23 protein-coding genes and 1 riboswitch are annotated in these 18,309 nt (G+C 45.6%); of the genes, 19 read left to right on the top strand and 4 right to left on the bottom strand.

The features are described 5' to 3' along the window. Positions 1-102 precede the first annotated feature (102 nt). The 11 genes from AM231_RS29965 (at position 103) to AM231_RS13780 (ending at position 6,284) form a co-directional block, all read left to right on the top strand. Positions 103-306, top strand: coding sequence for a Gfo/Idh/MocA family oxidoreductase (locus AM231_RS29965; protein ID WP_242615146.1), 204 nt, complete (start codon positions 103-105; stop codon positions 304-306). Continuing rightward, positions 273-1,187, top strand: a complete 915-nt coding sequence (locus tag AM231_RS13820; protein ID WP_242615145.1) for a Gfo/Idh/MocA family protein — start codon at positions 273-275, stop codon at positions 1,185-1,187. The genes AM231_RS29965 and AM231_RS13820 overlap by 34 nt, the downstream gene beginning before the upstream one ends. A gap of 10 nt (positions 1,188-1,197) precedes the next feature. After that, positions 1,198-2,085, top strand: coding sequence for a sugar phosphate isomerase/epimerase (locus tag AM231_RS13815; RefSeq protein ID WP_242615144.1), 888 nt, complete (start codon positions 1,198-1,200; stop codon positions 2,083-2,085). Between the two features lie 116 nt (positions 2,086-2,201). Beyond that, a complete protein-coding gene (locus AM231_RS13810; RefSeq protein ID WP_054403049.1) occupies positions 2,202-2,993 on the top strand; it encodes a lipid II flippase Amj family protein in 792 nt (263 codons plus the stop codon). 42 nt (positions 2,994-3,035) lie between these two features. Next, entirely contained in the window at positions 3,036-3,329 is a 294-nt protein-coding gene (locus tag AM231_RS13805) for a hypothetical protein (RefSeq protein WP_242615143.1), read from the top strand. Between the two features lie 24 nt (positions 3,330-3,353). Next, positions 3,354-3,536, top strand: a complete 183-nt coding sequence (locus AM231_RS13800; RefSeq protein WP_054403048.1) for a hypothetical protein — start codon at positions 3,354-3,356, stop codon at positions 3,534-3,536. A gap of 20 nt (positions 3,537-3,556) precedes the next feature. Beyond that, positions 3,557-3,928 carry a PfkB family carbohydrate kinase gene (locus AM231_RS13795; RefSeq protein WP_082341633.1) on the top strand — a complete coding sequence of 124 codons (372 nt, stop codon included), beginning with the start codon at positions 3,557-3,559 and terminating at the stop codon, positions 3,926-3,928. A gap of 226 nt (positions 3,929-4,154) precedes the next feature. After that, complete coding sequence (locus AM231_RS28180; protein ID WP_082341632.1) at positions 4,155-4,340, top strand: hypothetical protein; 186 nt, start codon at positions 4,155-4,157, stop codon at positions 4,338-4,340. A 232-nt stretch (positions 4,341-4,572) separates the two neighbouring features. Continuing rightward, on the top strand, positions 4,573-5,121 hold the full coding sequence (locus AM231_RS13790; protein ID WP_054403047.1) for a nucleotidyltransferase family protein: 549 nt from the start codon (positions 4,573-4,575) through the stop codon (positions 5,119-5,121). 135 nt (positions 5,122-5,256) lie between these two features. Continuing rightward, positions 5,257-5,727 (top strand): NUDIX hydrolase, encoded by a 471-nt coding sequence (locus tag AM231_RS13785; protein WP_054403045.1) that lies wholly within the window; start codon positions 5,257-5,259, stop codon positions 5,725-5,727. Between the two features lie 14 nt (positions 5,728-5,741). After that, positions 5,742-6,284: a histidine phosphatase family protein gene (locus AM231_RS13780; protein WP_341271609.1), complete on the top strand. Its 543-nt coding sequence runs from the start codon at positions 5,742-5,744 to the stop codon at positions 6,282-6,284. 121 nt (positions 6,285-6,405) lie between these two features. Here AM231_RS13780 and AM231_RS13775 read toward each other — a convergent pair whose 3' ends face one another. Together AM231_RS13775 and AM231_RS13770 are read right to left on the bottom strand one after the other, a co-directional pair. Further along, positions 6,406-7,656 carry a methyl-accepting chemotaxis protein gene (locus tag AM231_RS13775; RefSeq protein WP_054403039.1) on the bottom strand — a complete coding sequence of 417 codons (1,251 nt, stop codon included), beginning with the start codon at positions 7,654-7,656 and terminating at the stop codon, positions 6,406-6,408. A gap of 183 nt (positions 7,657-7,839) precedes the next feature. Next, the gene (locus tag AM231_RS13770; RefSeq protein WP_054403037.1) at positions 7,840-8,562 is read right to left on the bottom strand and encodes a class I SAM-dependent methyltransferase; all 723 of its coding nucleotides are present in this window, start codon (positions 8,560-8,562) and stop codon (positions 7,840-7,842) included. A 364-nt stretch (positions 8,563-8,926) separates the two neighbouring features. Between AM231_RS13770 and AM231_RS28175 the strand changes: the two genes are divergently transcribed. Beyond that, the gene (locus AM231_RS28175; protein WP_082341631.1) at positions 8,927-9,022 is read left to right on the top strand and encodes a sporulation protein YjcZ; all 96 of its coding nucleotides are present in this window, start codon (positions 8,927-8,929) and stop codon (positions 9,020-9,022) included. Between the two features lie 70 nt (positions 9,023-9,092). Here the strand turns inward: AM231_RS28175 and AM231_RS13765 are convergent, their stop codons facing one another. Next, complete coding sequence (locus AM231_RS13765) at positions 9,093-9,692, bottom strand: YkoF family thiamine/hydroxymethylpyrimidine-binding protein (RefSeq protein ID WP_054403035.1); 600 nt, start codon at positions 9,690-9,692, stop codon at positions 9,093-9,095. 103 nt (positions 9,693-9,795) lie between these two features. Further along, positions 9,796-9,899: riboswitch (TPP riboswitch) on the bottom strand. A gap of 196 nt (positions 9,900-10,095) precedes the next feature. Between AM231_RS13765 and AM231_RS13760 the strand changes: the two genes are divergently transcribed. Genes AM231_RS13760 through AM231_RS13750 form a run of 3 tightly spaced genes read left to right on the top strand, consistent with a single transcriptional unit; the run spans position 10,096 to position 13,208 of the window. Next, positions 10,096-10,638 carry a sigma-70 family RNA polymerase sigma factor gene (locus tag AM231_RS13760; RefSeq protein ID WP_278044633.1) on the top strand — a complete coding sequence of 181 codons (543 nt, stop codon included), beginning with the start codon at positions 10,096-10,098 and terminating at the stop codon, positions 10,636-10,638. Next, positions 10,631-10,984 carry a hypothetical protein gene (locus tag AM231_RS13755; RefSeq protein ID WP_054403029.1) on the top strand — a complete coding sequence of 118 codons (354 nt, stop codon included), beginning with the start codon at positions 10,631-10,633 and terminating at the stop codon, positions 10,982-10,984. The genes AM231_RS13760 and AM231_RS13755 overlap by 8 nt, the downstream gene beginning before the upstream one ends. After that, positions 10,941-13,208, top strand: coding sequence for a carboxypeptidase-like regulatory domain-containing protein (locus AM231_RS13750; protein ID WP_082341630.1), 2,268 nt, complete (start codon positions 10,941-10,943; stop codon positions 13,206-13,208). Before AM231_RS13755 ends, AM231_RS13750 begins: the two co-directional genes overlap by 44 nt. Positions 13,209-13,302: 94 nt before the next feature. Here AM231_RS13750 and AM231_RS13745 read toward each other — a convergent pair whose 3' ends face one another. Next, positions 13,303-13,905, bottom strand: coding sequence for a nitroreductase family protein (locus tag AM231_RS13745; protein WP_054403027.1), 603 nt, complete (start codon positions 13,903-13,905; stop codon positions 13,303-13,305). Positions 13,906-14,380: 475 nt separating this feature from the next. Here AM231_RS13745 and AM231_RS13740 point away from each other — a divergent pair, with 475 nt between their 5' ends. From AM231_RS13740 to AM231_RS13725, 4 genes are all read left to right on the top strand, one after another. Beyond that, positions 14,381-15,334, top strand: a complete 954-nt coding sequence (locus AM231_RS13740; protein ID WP_054403026.1) for an ABC transporter permease — start codon at positions 14,381-14,383, stop codon at positions 15,332-15,334. Continuing rightward, positions 15,324-16,271: an iron chelate uptake ABC transporter family permease subunit gene (locus tag AM231_RS13735; protein ID WP_053492545.1), complete on the top strand. Its 948-nt coding sequence runs from the start codon at positions 15,324-15,326 to the stop codon at positions 16,269-16,271. Before AM231_RS13740 ends, AM231_RS13735 begins: the two co-directional genes overlap by 11 nt. Continuing rightward, the gene (locus AM231_RS13730) at positions 16,268-17,026 is read left to right on the top strand and encodes an iron ABC transporter ATP-binding protein (protein WP_054403025.1); all 759 of its coding nucleotides are present in this window, start codon (positions 16,268-16,270) and stop codon (positions 17,024-17,026) included. Before AM231_RS13735 ends, AM231_RS13730 begins: the two co-directional genes overlap by 4 nt. 208 nt (positions 17,027-17,234) lie before the next feature. Beyond that, positions 17,235-18,209, top strand: coding sequence for a siderophore ABC transporter substrate-binding protein (locus AM231_RS13725; protein WP_054403024.1), 975 nt, complete (start codon positions 17,235-17,237; stop codon positions 18,207-18,209). The last annotated feature ends 100 nt before the right edge of the window (positions 18,210-18,309 follow it).

Genomic DNA, 18,309 nt, shown 5'->3' with positions numbered 1-18,309 from the left:
TAAGACGCAAGAGGGAAAACATGGTAAAATAAACATCAGGCAGACTGCTTGGTGTTTATTTTGTGTTCGTTCATCTTATTATTTATTACGAGGTGACCCAGGATGAAATCAATATCCGTAGGAATCATCGGGACTGGGTTTGGCGGGGCGGTTCATGCGCCCATTTTTCAGCTTCACCCGGGGTTCGAAGTAAAATCTATCGCCAGTGTTTATCGAGAGAGAACGGAAAACCGAACATGGCAGGGAATTTCTTATTACAGGGCTGGCGTTGCATGCTGGGATCTGAGCAGCTGGATCTGGCCGTAATCGTATCAGCACCGGTTCATCATTATAAAATGACGATGCTGGCCTTGCAATCTGGCTGTCATGTATTGACTGAAAAACCACTGGGGATAGATAAAGAACGAACATTACATATGCTGAAGGAATCAGTACGAGTCAAACGTAGAGCTTTTGTGAACTTCCAATGGAGATGGACGCCGATCAGGCAGCGGATCAAGCTTATGCTTCAGAGCAAGGAGCTAGGAGATATTCAGCATATCAAATATACAGGAAGTTTCTCCGGATATAATATGCTGGCTAATTCTTACCGGGGATGGGAATCCCGCACAGAAGAGGGGGGAGGGTTCCTGTTTGCCGTTGGTTCTCATATGGTCGACTCCCTTCTCTGGTGGATGGACGAAGAGATTACCGATGTGTATGGCGAATTGCGGACGCAGATCCCGGCTTATGCAGGAGAAGCCGGACTTGAAGTCAGGGATGCAGATGATGCTTTTACCTTAAACGGTCGTTTTAGAAGCGGTGCTTCGCTTCTTGTGGATGTTTTTTATCCTGGAGTACGCGGTACTGGCTGGATGCTGGAGATGTACGGGAGTAAAGGGACACTAAAAATGCGGGATGACCAAATCCTCGAGTGCAGCTTTGGCGGATCGTTTGAGCCGATTGAGATCGAGCCATTTCCACCCCCGGCAAATCTGGAAGCACCAGCGATACACTATTATAACGGCTTTTTTCAAATGGTTGATGCCATATATAACAGCCTGACAGAACATACAACATCGGCAAGCATGCCACAATTTGCTGACGGGCATAAGGTGCAGGCCGTTCTGGATGCGATCCGTCTTTCGTCCAAGACGCACAGTCGAATTCTTGTCGACTATGGTCCTTATATTGATTCGGAATGTTGACAAGGAGGTGGTGACTTTGAACTCGAGACGTTTACAAGTCGGAATGTGGAATCAATTCACGGAAGAGGACTGGGGACAGCTGGCAGACAAGCATATCAGTGGGATGGAAATATGCAGCCTTCCAAGTCAGGATGCTTTACGGGAAGTAAGCCATTTTTGCCGCAATCATGGGGTTGAGATGGGGGTACATGCCCCTGTGCTCGGGGACGCAGGCTTCTGGCTGCCTCAAGTTAATGCACCAGACCCTGAACGATTTCAGTTAGCACTTGGGCAAGTCGCTGAGGAAGTCCAATTAGCCTCCTTGTACGGTGCAGATTATGTGTTGTTCCATTACCCATTTTATCCAGTCTTCCAGGAACCTTTCATGACATACCCAAGACTTCCTGATTCTAAGCATCGTTATAATTACAGCCAGTTGAGCAAAGATCGGTTTCGTGACATCTCACAGCGGTTATTCGAGCATCTCTGTGAGCTTCAGCTGCGTTACGGGCAGCGAATTGTGTTAGAGCATGATTTTTTTGGTGAGTATGGCGATGTGCTTGTAGATAGCTTTTGCGCTTATCCCGAAATCGGGTTTGTGCTGGATACAGCCAGACTTGATATTACCCACAGAGCTTTTCACGGATTCGATCCATATCATTTTCTCGATCAGATCGCGCCGTCAGTATATTTGGTTCATTATAGTAATGTGTATTATGAGGAAGAAAAATTTACTCACCATCTGCCTGTACTGCCGGAGCAAGACCATGATGGAAGGTATGGGGATGCCTCCGCTTATTTACGATACCTGGCTGCGAAGAACTCCAGGTTTCATATTACATTTGAACATAACGCCAGTCTTGTTACTCGCGAGCAATTGATCCAGCTCTATGATCGAACCGTAGGGATGCTTGAATAGCAGGGAGGACATGTACTAATCCGATAATTCTCTGGATAGATATGAAGGAGAGCCGTTACAGCAGCAAGGATCTTGAAGACGGCATGACCTGAATATCAGATGGGGAGGAACCCTTAATGATACATAGCTTGATCGTTGTATTTGTGCTGACGATGATTATTCATACGGCGGAAACATTGTCGTATTCAGCGAGATATGCTGGCGTGAAACTGAATAAGATTGCCGTCGCATTATCATTGACCGGGATCATTGTGTTAGTATCGCGAACATCCAATTTGGTCCAAGCACCGCTGACGGCGAAATTCGTGGATTATGCAAGAGAGGAGCCTACGTTTGATGTGCTCTCCTATTTCAGGGCGATTTTGTTGGCAGCCTCGATAGGAACCATCGCTGCCATTGCGTTGTTTCCTACCTTCGTCAATCTGTTCAGCAGAGTCATCAGCAAGCTGGAGGTTGCCGGATCAATTCCTAAGCTCGTAACAAGCGTAACGATTGGGCAGCTCAAAAACACGAGGCACTACATTAAGAAACCCAATTTAGCGTGGAGTCAGTTTCGATATTTAGGAGTGCCCAAGCGGTTTGTGATGCTTAACATTGTCGTTACGGCCTTTTACACGGTGGGCGTTCTCTCCTCGTTATATGCTGCCCACCTTACTCCCCAGTTCAGCACGACAGCCTCTCAAGCATCTGGGCTGATTAATGGAATTGCCACCATTATACTAACGATATTTATCGATCCTCAGCTAGGATTGATTACGGATAAGGCCACTCGAAATGAGGAGGCGAGAGATCAATTAGGCAAAGTATACACGATGTTAATGGTCTCCAGATTCTTCGGGACGATGCTGGCACAGCTAGTTATTATTCCCGCCGCTTATGTAATCAGTGAAATTGTGAAATGGATTTGAGGAGTAGTGAACAAACATCTTAATGAAAAAGGAGGAGTCATAGTGACACGCAAACGTATCGTATTAGAGTCCGTACTATTCGCTGCAGCGATTTATGCAGGTTGTATGGCATTTATGGTAGTGCAAGGCATGATACTTACACAGAGATATGTGCCCAATCTGGAGATAACCAGCCAATACGAACATGCCCAAACGCTGCAATCTCAGGTCAACTTTGGAATAATGGAGCAGAATAGCGGCTGGGCAGTGGTGACAACCATTGGAGGCCTCATCCTGGCTGGCGGATTGTATGGCTATATTCGTTGGTTTTTTACTAGACGAAGAAAGCAAACTTAGTTCGTGAGTTGAATATCAAGGAGTATGAACCCTGTTGTAGACTCCACTGAGAAGGACCAGTTCAGCTTGTACATTAATGGAGATCATGTGCTCGAATGCAAAGACGACGCCTATGCTCGTGGCATGTTCGGCTTTGGCTGCCTGGAGGATGGCGAGAACGAGATTAAGGATGTTCATGTTCTAACGTCCACGCAGAAGCTGGTTTAAGAGAAAGGAGCGAGTTATCTTTGCGTAGACTCGTTGTAATTGGTAGCATTAATATGGACGTTGTTAGTAATGTAGCACAGTCCCCCCAGCCGGGGGAAACGATTCATAGCAGGGATACATCGTTTTTTCCCGGAGGCAAAGGAGCGAATCAGGCTGTGGCCGCATCATCGGCAGGTGCCGATTGCGTCATGATTGGTGCCGTGGGACTTGATCCATTTGGACATACATTAATGGACTCACTGAAGGATCGCGGCGTTGGAGTAAAGTCCGTGCTATCCAAGAAAGGGACCTCCGGCATTGCCATCATTACGGTTAACTATTTCTTTATATTATTGCCATCGAACGGATGTAATGGGTGGCAGACCGCTGGAGTGAAGGCTGTTGTCGGGTAAATCTACATGTCGTCAAGTAGTAGGCCTATCCTATTAAAGATATGTCGGAAGATAACTGCCCCACCAGTTTCGATTCACTGTACACCGAGCTACTGTTAAAAGGTTCCGTAACTTCTCGGATGTAATGCGTAAAAATGCTATGAAGCTGACCGACATGTTCTGCTAACCCCTTTCATATAGTTAAGAGTGACGATAACGAAATGATGAAACGGGGGAATTTCAATTCATGGCAAAACAAAAAAGAGGCAAATCACTTTGGCACTTACCCACTCGCGCCCGCGGCACATGTCCGGTATGCAAGAGTACTCGAACCAAGCTGTTATATCCTCGTACCAAATCGGATGGGACTCCTCTAAAAGTATGCAAGCGATGTGACGGCGCTTCGCAGAAACGTGTGGATGCAGCTGTATAGACAGATATCGGCGGCAGTGTCAGACAGCACGATGAATGATCTACTTCCTCTTGCCGATTAGGGATTATCTGGAATATAATAGTTTGGCATAGACCGTTTTCCTTGAGAAGCGGTCTTATCTTTTTTATACGGAATTAGGTATCAGAGTGTTCCTATTCGATGGTGCGACTAAACTCCTTGGAACGTTGAGATGCGATAACCAGGGGGGATATCAAGTGATGGTGGTGATTGAATGCTAGAGCAGCGATTAAAGGATTACATAGGGCACCATAAGCAATTAATGACAGATTTGGGGATCGTTCGCGATTTAGGCTTGCCGCAATGCTATATAGCTGCAGGTTACATTAGGAATTATGTATGGGATCTGCTGCATGGGCTGGAGGGGACGGACAGGCATACGGATATCGATGTCGTATATTTCGACCCCAGCGATGTGTCTGAAGAGCGAGATCTTCGATTGGAGGATGGCTTAAGAAGCGTAACGGGTAACCCGAAGTGGTCGGTTAAGAATCAAGCCAGGATGCATGAGAAGAACGGCGATGAGCCCTACAGTTCGACATATGACGCATTAAGTCATTGGACAGAAACGGCTACTGCCATTGGGGCGCAACTGAATGAGGCGGGCGAAATTGTTCTCTGCTGTCCTTATGGACTCGAGGATTTATTTGCTCTTCGCGTTCGAAGATGCCCGGAATTCCACAAACGAAGCTACTATTTGCAGCGCGTGCAGAAGAAACAATGGAAGGAACAGTGGACGCAGCTTACCATTATGGAAGATTAAGATTAGAAGAGTGTTGCGTTCCATAACGAATACATAGTGATATTTTGGCATTAAATACGAGATTCAGGTTGGCAGGGGCGTTTTCATTCAGTGTGTTACAGATTACGCCTTTGCCAAATAACAGGGGGCTTGATCATGGAGAAGTATACACATCTGGGTGTTTATGGCGTACTGGTCCGGGATGACCATATTCTGTTGATCCAGAAAGCGAGGGGGCCGCACAAGGGAAAATGGGATTTGCCGGGCGGTTCCATCGAATTTGGAGAAGAGCCTGAACTTACCCTGCAGCGGGAGTTTATCGAGGAAACCGGACTTGCACCCATTACAGGAAACATCCGGACAGCCGTATCTTATACCATCATTTATCAGTACGATGTAAACCAGATGGAGGAGCTGCATCACATCGGCATCATTTATGACGTCGAGCTGCTGGATGATCAAGCGGTGCTAAGAACGGACGGTGATGGTCAGGACTCATTAGGAGCAAAATGGATTCCGCTGGAGACATTGGGGTTGCTGCCTTTAACACCATTCGTTGAAATGATCATGGAGCCTGCCGTACAGGAAGAGTCCGATGTGGGAATGGGAACAGAGGTGGAAGGATGACAATTTTATATTTTGTGAGACATGCGGAATCTCCATTTATCGAGGGGAAGGAAAGAGCTCGCGGTTTGTCTGTGGAGGGAGTGCGGGCGGCAGAGCGAGTAAAGGATCTACTCCTAAAAGAGGATATTGACGTTGTCATTGCGAGCTCATATCAACGGGCGAAGGATACCATCCAACCGTTGGCGGACGCTTTGGCATTACCGATCGAGGAGTATGAGGACTTGAGGGAACGAAAGGTTGGGGATTTTCAGGGATATTCTTTTCTCGAAGCGAAGGAGAAGTTGTTTCAGGATTTTGCCTACTCCTTCCCGGGAGGAGAATCGAGTACAACTGCGCAAAGCCGTGCAGTACGGATGATTGAGGAGGTCTTGAACGAGTATTCAGGAAAGCGTATCGTGATTGGTACGCATGGTGATATTATGACGCTCATGCTGAATCATTATGATCAGCGGTTTGATTATCATTTCTGGCAGGGAACCACCATGCCGGACATATATCGGGTCGAATTTGATGAAGGGCAGCTTGTTCATATCGCAAGGCTGTGGAGCAGTAATTGAAGCTGTAAGCATATATAGAAAAAAGATAAAGATAAAGAGGACCCAAAAGGCCAAGAATCCAACTGCGATTCTTGGCTTTTGGGTTAGATATAGCGTAAGGCTTATGTAGGCCGTGCTCTACTTAGAATTTAAATATGTTGATGGTTTTCTGCAGTTGGAAGACAGCATTATTCATTCCTTCTGCTTCCTCAGCCATCTTCTGGATGGACGAGATGCCTTCGTTCATAGATGCCGATACTTGCTCCGTTCCAGCGGCAGATTGCTGCGTGATGGCAGATATATTCTGAATTGCTGAGGAGATGTTCTGGGCACTTTCCAGCATAGATTCGCTCTCCTTCGAGAATGCAGAGATCTGTTCTGAAATATATTGTACACTTTTGACAATTTCCATGAAGACCTGCTCTGCTTCACGGATCATTTCGGTTTGCTGCCGCACGACCTCTTCATTAATCTTAATATTCTGTGTTGCATGCTTTACGTCGGATTCGATGCTCCGTACAAGATTGAATACCTCCCGGGTCGAGGATGTAGATTCCTCCGCCAATTTACGGACCTCTTGGGCTACCACGGCAAACCCTGCACCATGCTCGCCAGCTCTGGCTGCCTCGATGGAAGCGTTAAGAGATAATAAATTGGTCTGATCGGCAAGTTCCGATATGGTTTCCGTAATTTTCGTGATTCCTATTGCACTTTTGGCCAATGCATCAATGGACTCGGAGACTTTGGAGGTTGCCTCGATATTTCGCTGCATTCCTGCCGATTGTTTGGCAACGGAGTCTCTGCCTTGCTCAACCAGACCTAATGTTTCCCTTGATCGTGTATTCATTTCCTGGGTCGAATGCGTATAGTTACTGACCTTTTCTTCGATTTCACGGATGGAATTCGTCATCTCGGATACATCCTCTGAAATTTCGTTAGCTCCGACGGCCAACTCATTGGACGATAACGAGACTTGATTCATGACTTGAATGAGCTCCTGATTATTAATTGAAATGTTGGAGCTAGACGTCATTACCTGCCGACTGATGGTGGAGGTTTCTTGCAGTATTTTACGAAGCTTGTCTACCATGCTGTTGAAAGTTCTGCTAAGATCATTCATGCCCCCAACTTCTTTCACCTGGAAAGTGAAATCGCCTTTGGCAATTTTGGCGGAAACACTGGAAATTTCCGAAAATGAATCGGTAAGCGCTTTCTCGATCACGCTGGATAAAGGAAGCGCAATGCCGATAAGTACCACCACAAGTATGATACCAATGATGGCTTTACCCATAAGAATAAAGGCCACCAGCATTGGAATTGCAAACAATGCGGCGATGAGATAACAGGCTGCGGTAATCTTTCGTGAGATTGGGAGTCTGTTGAACCATGTCATAAGAATGAGTCCTCCTCAACAACATAGGATATTTTTACCATGATTATAGCATCGACAGGCAAAACTAGATACAAGGAATTGAAAAAAAGTGTAGGATTAGGTCGAAAGTCTGTCGTATAAAAGAAAGAGGGGCTGCACAGATCTCATGCAGTTTCCCTCATCACGTTTAAATATGAAGTCGTATTACTTTACGGCACGGAATAAGGCGGAAGCCAAATAATCGGTATTATCGAGAATCATGCGGTCATGCTTAAATAGCGTCTCCCAGAGCGAAGCATCAAATAGCAGTCCTTTATCTCGTTGTTCGTATACATCCAAATGGCGGGTTTGCTCCTCCTTTAATTGTTCATTGAAGCGGTTGTATTCCAGAATATCCACCTGTGTAAAGCCGCTGGCCATTAGAGATTCAGACCATTCTTCGCTCATCATCAGATTCGGAATCCCGAAGAATTCCAGCAGTTCCTGGAGCTTCGTCTCCGGCATCGGCTTATCAAGCAGCAATTCTCTGTCCATGAGGGCGCCTCCGTGATCTAGAACGCGGTAATACTCGGGCAGCGACTTGGCGGTATTTGTGAATACTGTGACCGATTCAGCCATAATGAGATCAAATTGATTATCCTCAAAAGGCAATGCACACACGTCCGCCTGAAGGAACTGCACATCCATCTCCATGGCTGCGGCTCTCTTACGCGCTTTGATAATCATATTCTCGTTTAAATCAATAGCAGTTACTTTGTATCCCATCTCGGACAGATGACACGCGGTCCGTCCTGTTCCGCAACCCACTTCCAGAATGCGGCTGTTTGGTTGAATAGGGTAATTATTCAGCATTCGAAGGGTTGCTTCGAATCCGCCGGGATGAGCACTGCCCATGCCTAATTTGGAGAGCATTTGAATATAGTTCATCTTATCTATCCCTTCTTCCTTGAGAGCATCATAAGGGTCATCGTTTATTTACCATATGATTCAGGAGCGGCCGGGGTTTTTGCTGAATTAGATTGTCCAAGCCCTTTTTTTCAAAAGGAAGGGAACCGAGTTGAAGCAGTCATGAAATGGAATTGATGAACGATGTTATGTAAGCTATATACACTATTTACGCAGACGCAGACAATCAAATCCATCGAGCAAGCGCGGCGCATATCAGGGAATAATCAAGCTCGTCATATAAAAAATGGGGTACAAACGCCGTGGCGCATGCCCGACATGAGCAATACTATAATCATGTGATTTGCTTACATCACGACATTATTTGAATCCAGGAGGGATATTCATGAGCGGAACTTATGGCGGAAACTATGGCAATTCTGTAGGAATTATCTTGGTTCTTTATATCCTGCTCGTTATCATCTTGAGCGTTTGGGTTTAACTCATCAAGAATTGCAACAGCATATGATAAAGGCCCGGCGCTTGCCGGGCCTTTGCCTGTCATCTGGACATCATTTCGATTTGGCTGATGGACTGTGGGCCGACACGACCGCGGTCATGACCAAATGGCTGTGATCAGATTGAATTGCGTGTTGAAACGCATTTTCCAGTGATTCAAACACCTGCGATAATGCTCCGTCCAATCGACTGGCGTAATGAACACTGCCATTGAAGGTTCCGGCGGCCTTCGCCCGATGAACTTCATTATAGATGACTTCCATATAATTGTCCGTTCCCAGTGGGTAAAGAGCAAATTGACAGGCAGTTTCAATATCGGCATGTTTGCCGATATCGCAGTTTAACAGAGTCGGATCTTCGTCCATATATACATCAGCATCCGTATCACCTGGACAACCGATAGAATAGGTGCCCTGGAAGACCGTGTGGACTCCACTCGCAGCAGCATGGGCGAAAATAGCCCTTGTCACATCAAACACATGCTCCATACGTCCACGTACACAGGTACTCACATCATCTGTCTGGACCCATACCTTGGTGGTATCGACAGAATGAAGGGCTCCCATGATCACTTCTACAAATCGGTCTGTCATAGGAAACACCGAGAAACGGCACCCTACAATCCTGCTGGTCCCGCATACCAGCTCACTCATCACTCATCTTCCTCTCCATAATAAATAGTAAGTACGCAAAATAAGCACGCAAAAAAACCGCACCCTCCATAAGGAAGTGCAGTTATGCCTACATAGCGAAATAAACATAAATGCTACACTTCCCCACGCTAGTATGACCTAGATCGGGTGGTTAAGGGTTAACGGCGGCACGCCGTCTCTCAGCACAAGGCACCCCTAGTACAGCCAACATATATGCAGTTGCTTATCGTGAGATATCATCCAGTCCATTTTATGATTCAGACAGGGGGTCTCACTTGTGTTATTGTATCTTTTTAACCATAGGTTTTCAATCATTCCCAATGTATTTTGGGGTATTTATTTCAAATTCATGCAACCGGCGAGCGATGAGGCGCATCCATATATAAGAGAGGGGTGAAATGGCCTGGATGTTATCCAACGTTTAAAAAATAAAGATGAGGCGGCTCTCCGGGAATTGATGGAGCAGTATGGAGATTACTTGCTGCGCACCACGGTGCTGCTGCTGCGTGACCGTCAAGCTGCTGAAGAGGCTGTTCAAGATACATTTATCCAGGCGTTTGAGAATATCTCTCAGCTTCGTGATGCTGACAAACTGCGGAGCTGGCTGACCCGGATTGCGGTGAATCGGTGCCGAATGCGGCAGCGTACTTGGGATTGGCGCCACATTTTTCCCAACCCAAGAATGGACCTTCATGTAGACGAAGTCGCTCCCGCAGCGGAAGAGGCAATGATCCATCATTGGCGTGAGGGTGAAATGACTAAGTCGATCCAGCAGCTGCCTTATACATATCGTGAAGTGATTACGCTGTATTATTTCAATGAATTAGGTGTACTGGAGATTGCAGATCAATTGCAGCTGAATGTGAATACCGTGAAGGCGCGTTTAATGAGAGGACGCAATAAGCTTCGGCAGATGATTATGGAGATGGGGGAGAGCGATGGGTAACGGGAAACAGGATATTGCTGAAAAAATAAATCAGGAGCTGGAGGACATCCGTTTCCATGGTGCGGATAAGGTTATATCACGTACCTTTCCCAAATCAGGTCGGGAACGTCTGGCTTCATTATGGAACAAGGAGATCGAAATACGGGCAACTGTGATTGGTTATGTCAGTGCGAGCGTGTTCGTCCTCGTCATTGGAATTTACTTATGGAAAGACCCTGTGATGAAGCCCGCTCCATCTGTGTCACTACAGGCAGGGACGGAGCTGCTTGAAGTTGGTGGTAGTATCTACTGGAAGGATCAGTATGAGAGGATGGTGGCCAGGCTTGAAGATTCGGATCAAGATTAAGCACTTGGTGCTGGGGGTTGTGAGTGTGATTCTCCTGTTCATTGTCCTGCATAACATCTCGCCTCGAATAGAATTGATGATTGCACAGAAACAGCTGGAACAAGGCAATCTTGAGAGTAAGGCCAAGATCCTGAGCCTTATTCATAATACGAAAAGTAATAAGCATAAATGGAAGCTGATCGAGAAGTATGTGATTGAGCCCAAAGAAACTGAGCTCATTCACCGGTTTGATGTCTTTATCAGCCCGGGATTCACCATGGCAAGTGGAGATATCGATGGGAAAATCCATTTTACTCAGGATGAAGGAATGCAGCTATTGCGTCAATATGTACAGGGGGCTCCTGCAGGGAGATTCCTGATGTTTGCAGCGGTTCAGCTGTCAGACTATTATGCAATGGACGGGGATTTACAGGCTGCAGCAGATTTGCTGGAGATGGTAATTCAGAAGTTTGAGAATGACATCCATAATGGATTGAATTCAGACCGTGCGATTTCTTCTTATCTGTATGAATTAAAATTAGAGCTTGCGAGCACAAATGATGGGCTGGATCAGCCTGAGCGGGCGGCACAGCAATATGAGTATTTGGCAGATGCCCCTTATGGAGATCGCGATGACATTATTGGAAAAGCGGCCTTGTATCATTCCGAAATGCTGCTGCGCCGGGGCAGCCCCCATGCTGCGAAAGAGGTATTAAATCAGTTGTCTGAAGGTTCCAACCGGCGAAATAAAAATTCTGAGGTTACGAGCCGTATAAACCAACTTAATAATCGCTTGCAAAGTATATTGGATAGAGAGTTACTCTCAACGGTCAGCGGAACTGTGCAAAGCAGCGAAGGAGAGCCCATGCCTTTTGTTGGCATTATGCTGCGAAAGAAAATAGATCAATATCACAGTCCGCTGAGAAGTGAACCCTATCAGATGCTGACGGATGCAAAGGGACAATATCGTTTCGAGAGTGTAGAAGCTGGAAGTTACCAGCTTGCCATCGGTTTGAATTATGAGCAGATTGACGGCAGAACCTGGTCTATCGACGCAGGAGATTGGGTAGAGGTTGCCCGAGGATCACAACAAAGCATCGATGTTACGATGCAGCCGCTCATTCAGTTGAGAACCCCGGTGAATAATGAAGAAATACGTGACGATACCATTTATTTTGAGTGGGATTCGTTTCCCGAAGCTGCCTACTATAAAGTGAATATTGGTATGCAGTTACAAGATGGCGGGAAAATCATGACGTCGATTGCTAATTATATAGAAGGAAATTCGCTGCGGGTTTCGGTTCAAGATCTGTATGACCAAAGAGTTGGTATCTCTTATGAGGACCGTAATGAATGGACAACAGTGGACCCTGGCGGTGTGCTTGGCTTTGCTAATCCGGCAGGATTTTTCTTCTGGTCTGTGGATGCCTACAGGGAAGATGGTACGAGATTAACAAGCAGCAGCGGTTATCGGTTAAATGAGCAAACGATAGATTCTTTACCCTATTTTCTGTTAAAAGAACGAGAAGAGACGCCAGAGGATCGTCTAGTGCTCGACCGTAAATATGATGAAGCGTTGGAAGGCTATACTCGGAAGGTGAAGCTGAATCCCGGGGATGTTCACAGTCTTAGAATGAAGCTTCGTATGTTGCAGCTGAAGGACATGCTGGCAGAGGATATAGCATCCAAGGGTTCCAAGGAAACCCTGATCGCCTTAGAGGCAATGATCGGGCAGCGCCCAGCGCCTACGTACCTGTGGGAGTTGGCGGATTACTTCTACAATCATGAGGAATGGGATGAATACAACCAAGCGTTCGATCGATACTTGTCTATTCGGGGAGATCATGAAGACCGTTCCTACACCGACTCTCTTCATGCAACCGCACTTATGAAGCAAGGAAAGTACCGGGAGTCAGAGACGTGGTTTGAACAGAGTATTCCCTTGGACCCAAGTCATCGCTTTATCGGTAATTATTTGGCCGCTCATTTGCTAGGAAAAGGTACACTCGAAAGTGTTCTTCGGTTGGCAGAGAAGTATCCGGATCGAATGAATTCGACGGATTGGGCTGTTCTGGTTAAACGAATGCTGATCGAATCCAAAGGAGAGCCTGATTTTACCGAGATATTGAAAGATAAACTGAAGTGGATCGTGGACGGGGACGAAACAGCCATTCAGCGGTGGGAACCGGAACAGGGCTATAAAGAGATCAAGCCGTTTCTTAGGGCTCTATTAGATGTAGACTGAACTGAGTCTTAACATATTATTTAATGAAGAAAGTGTACGAAAAAAAAGAGGCGCCATCCAAGTTATCATAAACTTAGATGGCGCCTCTTATGAATTAGTTATAGAATTTCACGCGGTCTTCGAGCGGTGCGAATTCTTTCTCGCCTGGCTCAGCCACTGGTTTACCAAAAGGCATTTGAGCTAGCAGCTTCCAGTTCTCAGGAATGTTCCATTCAGACTTCACTTTCTCATCGATCAATGGGTTGTAGTGCTGCAAGGAAGCGCCAAGGCCTTCAGCCTCGAGGGAAGTCCATACAACAAATTGCAGCATGCCGTTGGATTGGTTGGACCATACCGGGAAGTTATCGGCATAAGCAGCAAAGTTCTGCTGCAATTCGGCTACGACGTTGTTGTCTTCGAAGAACAATACAGTACCATAACCAGCGCGGAATGCACCCATTTTCTCAGCGGTGGATTTGAATGCTTCCTCATCACCAACAACTTCTTTCAGAATATGTTCTGTGAGGTTCCACAGTTTGTCATGCTGCTCGCCAAGAAGTACCACAACGCGAGCGCTTTGGGAGTTGAAAGAAGATGGAGTGTACTTTACAGCTTCGTTTACAATTTCCTTGATGCGCTCATCAGAAATGACGGAGTCTTTGCTGATTGCGTAGTAGGAACGACGATTCTTGAGTGCGGATGTAAAATCTTTAGACATGAATTAACCTCCTGAGTAATCAAATATACATGACTCTGATTAGAAAGATGTCCTTAACAAGGAGCAATTATGCATATTCGATTCTGGTAATAGTATAATAAGAAAGATCATTCCACACTAACTAACAATTAGTTAGGAATAATAGTTATGTTAGTATATTAATATAATATAGATTCATTGTCAACGATCCATTGTTCAATTTATCAATGAGGGTGAAGGGGCGATTATGGAAAAATGAGAACGGATCCCCGCAAACCTGATGAAACTTCATATTATGAACATTCGATGAACAAATAATCCCAAAATGAAACATTTAAATGATTTTGATTCTCAATTATACTTGTCGATTGAGAATGAGGATGATATAATGCATATCAGAACGCGATTGATAATCAATCTCAATGAGAATATTCATAATTATGAAGATTACAAGCTATGAGGCTAGAACAGAGACAAACGTGTAGAAGGAAGAGCCATGAAATTAAGATATTTATTAGCAGCAGTTGTGGTACTCTCCATCATTTCCTTATTTATTGGAGTTAAAGATATATCGCCACTCGAACTGTTCTCCATGACCGAACAACAACAGCATATTATGCTTGTCAGCCGCATTCCCAGGCTAGTCAGTCTCATATTGGCGGGTGTCAGCATGAGTATCTGCGGTTTAATCATGCAGCAGCTCAGCCGTAACAAGTTCGTATCGCCAACCACGGCAGGCACGATGGACTCTGCGAGGCTGGGGATATTGGTGGCCATGCTGGTCTTCACGACTAGCGGTCCGCTTATCAAAATGCTGGTGGCTTTTGTATTCGCCTTGGCAGGTACTTTTATCTTCATGAAGATCCTGGATCGAATCAAGTTCAAGGATGCGATCTTTATCCCGCTTGTAGGGCTTATGTTTGGTAACATCGTCAGTTCAATTGCTACCTTCTTTGCCTACAAATATGATCTGATCCAGAACATGTCCGCATGGCTCCAGGGTGACTTCTCCATGATCATGAAGGGCCAATATGAAATGCTTTATATTAGTATCCCGCTGGTGATTATGGCATACTTGTTCGCCAACAAATTCACAGTGGCTGGGATGGGAGAAGAATTCGCAACGAACCTGGGACTTCGTTACAGGAGAATTGTGAATGTGGGTCTGGTCATTGTAGCGCTGGTTACGGCATCCGTTGTGTTAACGGTTGGAGTGATTCCGTTTCTTGGTCTGATTATTCCGAATATCGTCAGCCTGTACTTAGGAGATCACTTGAAGAAGAGCCTTTCGCATACCGCACTCTTGGGGGCCGGGTTCGTATTGTTCTGTGACATTCTTGGCCGGATTGTAATCTATCCCTACGAAATTCCGATTAGTCTAACCGTGGGCGTACTCGGAAGCGGCATATTCATTTTCTTACTGATGAGGAGAAAGGCTTATGACTTATAAAGCCAAACTCGGCCTGTTGGCCGCGGCGGCAATCATCCTGGTGGCAGTCTTTCTGTTCATAGATCTTGGGGGCAGTTGGGATTACGCTTTTCCAAGAAGAATCAAGAAAGTGCTTGCCATTATTCTGACCGGCGGAGCGATTGCTCTGTCAACCACGGTGTTCCAAACGGTCACGAATAACCGGATCTTGACGCCAAGCGTGATGGGATTAGATTCCTTATATATTTTAATCCAGACCACAGTTATCTTCGTCTTTGGATCTTTCACGCTGCATAAATTGGGCAGCAATGTAAACTTTCTGATCAATGTCGGCGCGATGATTCTGTTTGCCGGAGTGTTGTATAAGATTCTGTTCCAGAGGGAAGGAAACAACATATACTTCCTGCTGCTGATCGGCATGATCTTTGGAACTCTGTTCTCCAGTATGTCTTCTTTCATGGAGGTGCTGATTGATCCGAACGAGTTCCAGTTTGTAGCTGACAAAATGTTCGCCAGCTTCAACAATGTGAAAACCGAGCTTCTGGTTCTTTCATTCATTGTAGTAGCGTTGACCCTGCTGTATTTTGCCCGGTTTGCTAAGTACCTAAACGTGCTATCGCTCGGCCGTGAGCAGGCGATTAATCTGGGTGTGAATTATGATTATGTTGTCAAGCGGCTCCTGATCATTGTAGCCATATTAATCTCGGTTGCGACCGCGCTGGTTGGGCCGATCACATTCCTTGGTCTGCTCGTCGTCAATGTTGCTTATGAAGTGATGAAAACCTATCGGCATTCACACTTAATCACTGCTTCCATTCTGATTAGTATTATCGCCTTGGTCGGCGGACAACTGGTTGTAGAACGGGTATTTACGTTCTCTACTACGCTCAGCGTTATCATAAACTTCATCGGCGGTGTTTACTTCATATACCTGCTACTAAAGGAGAGTAAAGCATGATCCAGGTTACGAACGTATCGAAAGTCTATGGCGGCAAAAAGGTCGTTGACAACGTGTCAGTTACGATCCCGAAAGGTCAGATCACTTCCTTTATCGGTCCTAACGGCGCCGGTAAGAGTACTTTGCTGTCCATGATTAGCAGATTGACTGGCAAGGACAGCGGTCAAATTACCGTTGACGGCAAAGAGGTAAGCCAATGGAAGAGCGGAGACTTGGCGAAGAAGGTTTCCATACTGAAACAATCCAACCATATCAGCCTACGCTTAACGGTACGCGAGCTTGTATCCTTCGGCCGTTTTCCTTACTCGCAAGGTAGACTGAATGCAGAAGACGAGAAATACGTGGACGAAGCAATCTCTTATATGGAGCTTGGGGATATGCAGCATAAATTCCTCCATCAGCTCAGCGGCGGTCAGACCCAGCGTGCTTATATTGCAATGGTCATCGCTCAGAACACGGATTATATTCTGCTTGATGAGCCCCTGAATAACTTGGACATGAAACACTCCGTGCAGATTATGAAGATTCTCAGAAGGCTCGTTGCAGATCTGAACAAAACGATTGTCATCGTAATCCATGATATCAACTTCGCTTCCTTCTATTCGGATTACATCGTTGCATTGAAGAACGGTGCCATCGAGAGCGAAGGTCAGACCAAAAATATCATTCAGAGCAATGTCCTTCGTGATATCTACGATATGGATATCGAGATCGAAGAGATTAATGACAATAGAGTATGTGTATATTACGCCTAAAAGCGATGAAGAGATCGTGAGGTGAGGATAGGGGTTCTATCAAGGAAGGAAGAAAGATCGGAATCCTTATCTCCACTCATCAGGAAGCTGCCTTGAAATAGAGGTCGGCACGAATCCATCTGTCTCCATAAGATTACATAATCAACCATAAATTCAAATATATGTTGATTTATATGAAAATATCAAAAAAATTAATGAGGTGCAGACAATGAGAAAATGGTTAGCTTTATTTATGGTAGCAATGTTCACCCTTGTGCTTGCTGCTTGCGGACAAAGTGACAAAACAGGCGGAGCAAGCGGTGGAGATGCTGCTGCTGGGGATTCTCCCGCAGCGACCGAGAAATTGACAATCGAGCATAAACTGGGCAAAGCAGATATTACTAAGAATCCTTCCCGCGTCGTTGTTTTCGATTTCGGTATTCTTGACTCTCTGGATAAGCTGGGCGTTGATGTCCTGGGTGTACCACAAGCGAATATTCCGGCATACTTGTCCAAATTCGAAGATAAGAAGTACGAGAACGTAGGCAGCTTGAAAGAACCAGATTTTGAGAAAATCAACAGCATTAAGCCAGACCTGATCATTATCTCCGGCAGACAGCAAGATGCTTATGATGAGCTGAACAAGATCGCACCGACCGTCTTCCTGGGCGTAGATACCAGCAAATACATGGAATCCTTCAAGTCCAACATGAATACACTGGGTCAAATCTTTGGTAAAGAAGCAGAAGTTGAAAAAGAGCTGGCTACCATTGACGAGAACATTAAAACTTTGAACGAGAAAGCAACGGCTACAGGTAAGAAAGCACTGATCATTCTGGCGAATGAAGGCAAAATTAGCGCCTATGGACCAGGTTCCCGCTTCGGTATTCTGCATGATGTGTTTGGCTTTGAAGCTGTAGATCCTAATATTGAGGTCAGCACACATGGTAAAGACATCTCCAATGAGTATATCGTTGAGATGAACCCGGATTATCTCTTCGTTGTTGACCGCGGTGCTGCTGTTTCCACTGGTGAAGGGGAATCAGGTGCCAAAGCTGTTGTTGAGAACGAGCTTGTAAATACAACGAAGGCGGCAAAAGAAGGCCATATCGTTTATCTGAATCCAGATTTCTGGTATCTTTCTGGCGGCGGCTTGACGTCCGTATCGGAAATGGTTACTGAAGTAGACGCAGCCATTAAATAAGATGATGCATTGATACGAATATTTAAAACACTGGGACTTATGATATAAGTTCCAGTGTTTTATTATTTTGCATGAGGGTAAGTGGTTATCGGATAATAGT

Source organism: Paenibacillus solani (assembly GCF_001277345.1).
Taxonomy (GTDB): Bacteria; Bacillota; Bacilli; order Paenibacillales; family Paenibacillaceae; genus Paenibacillus_AQ; species Paenibacillus_AQ solani.
This window is presented reverse-complemented; position numbering and strand designations above follow the sequence as displayed.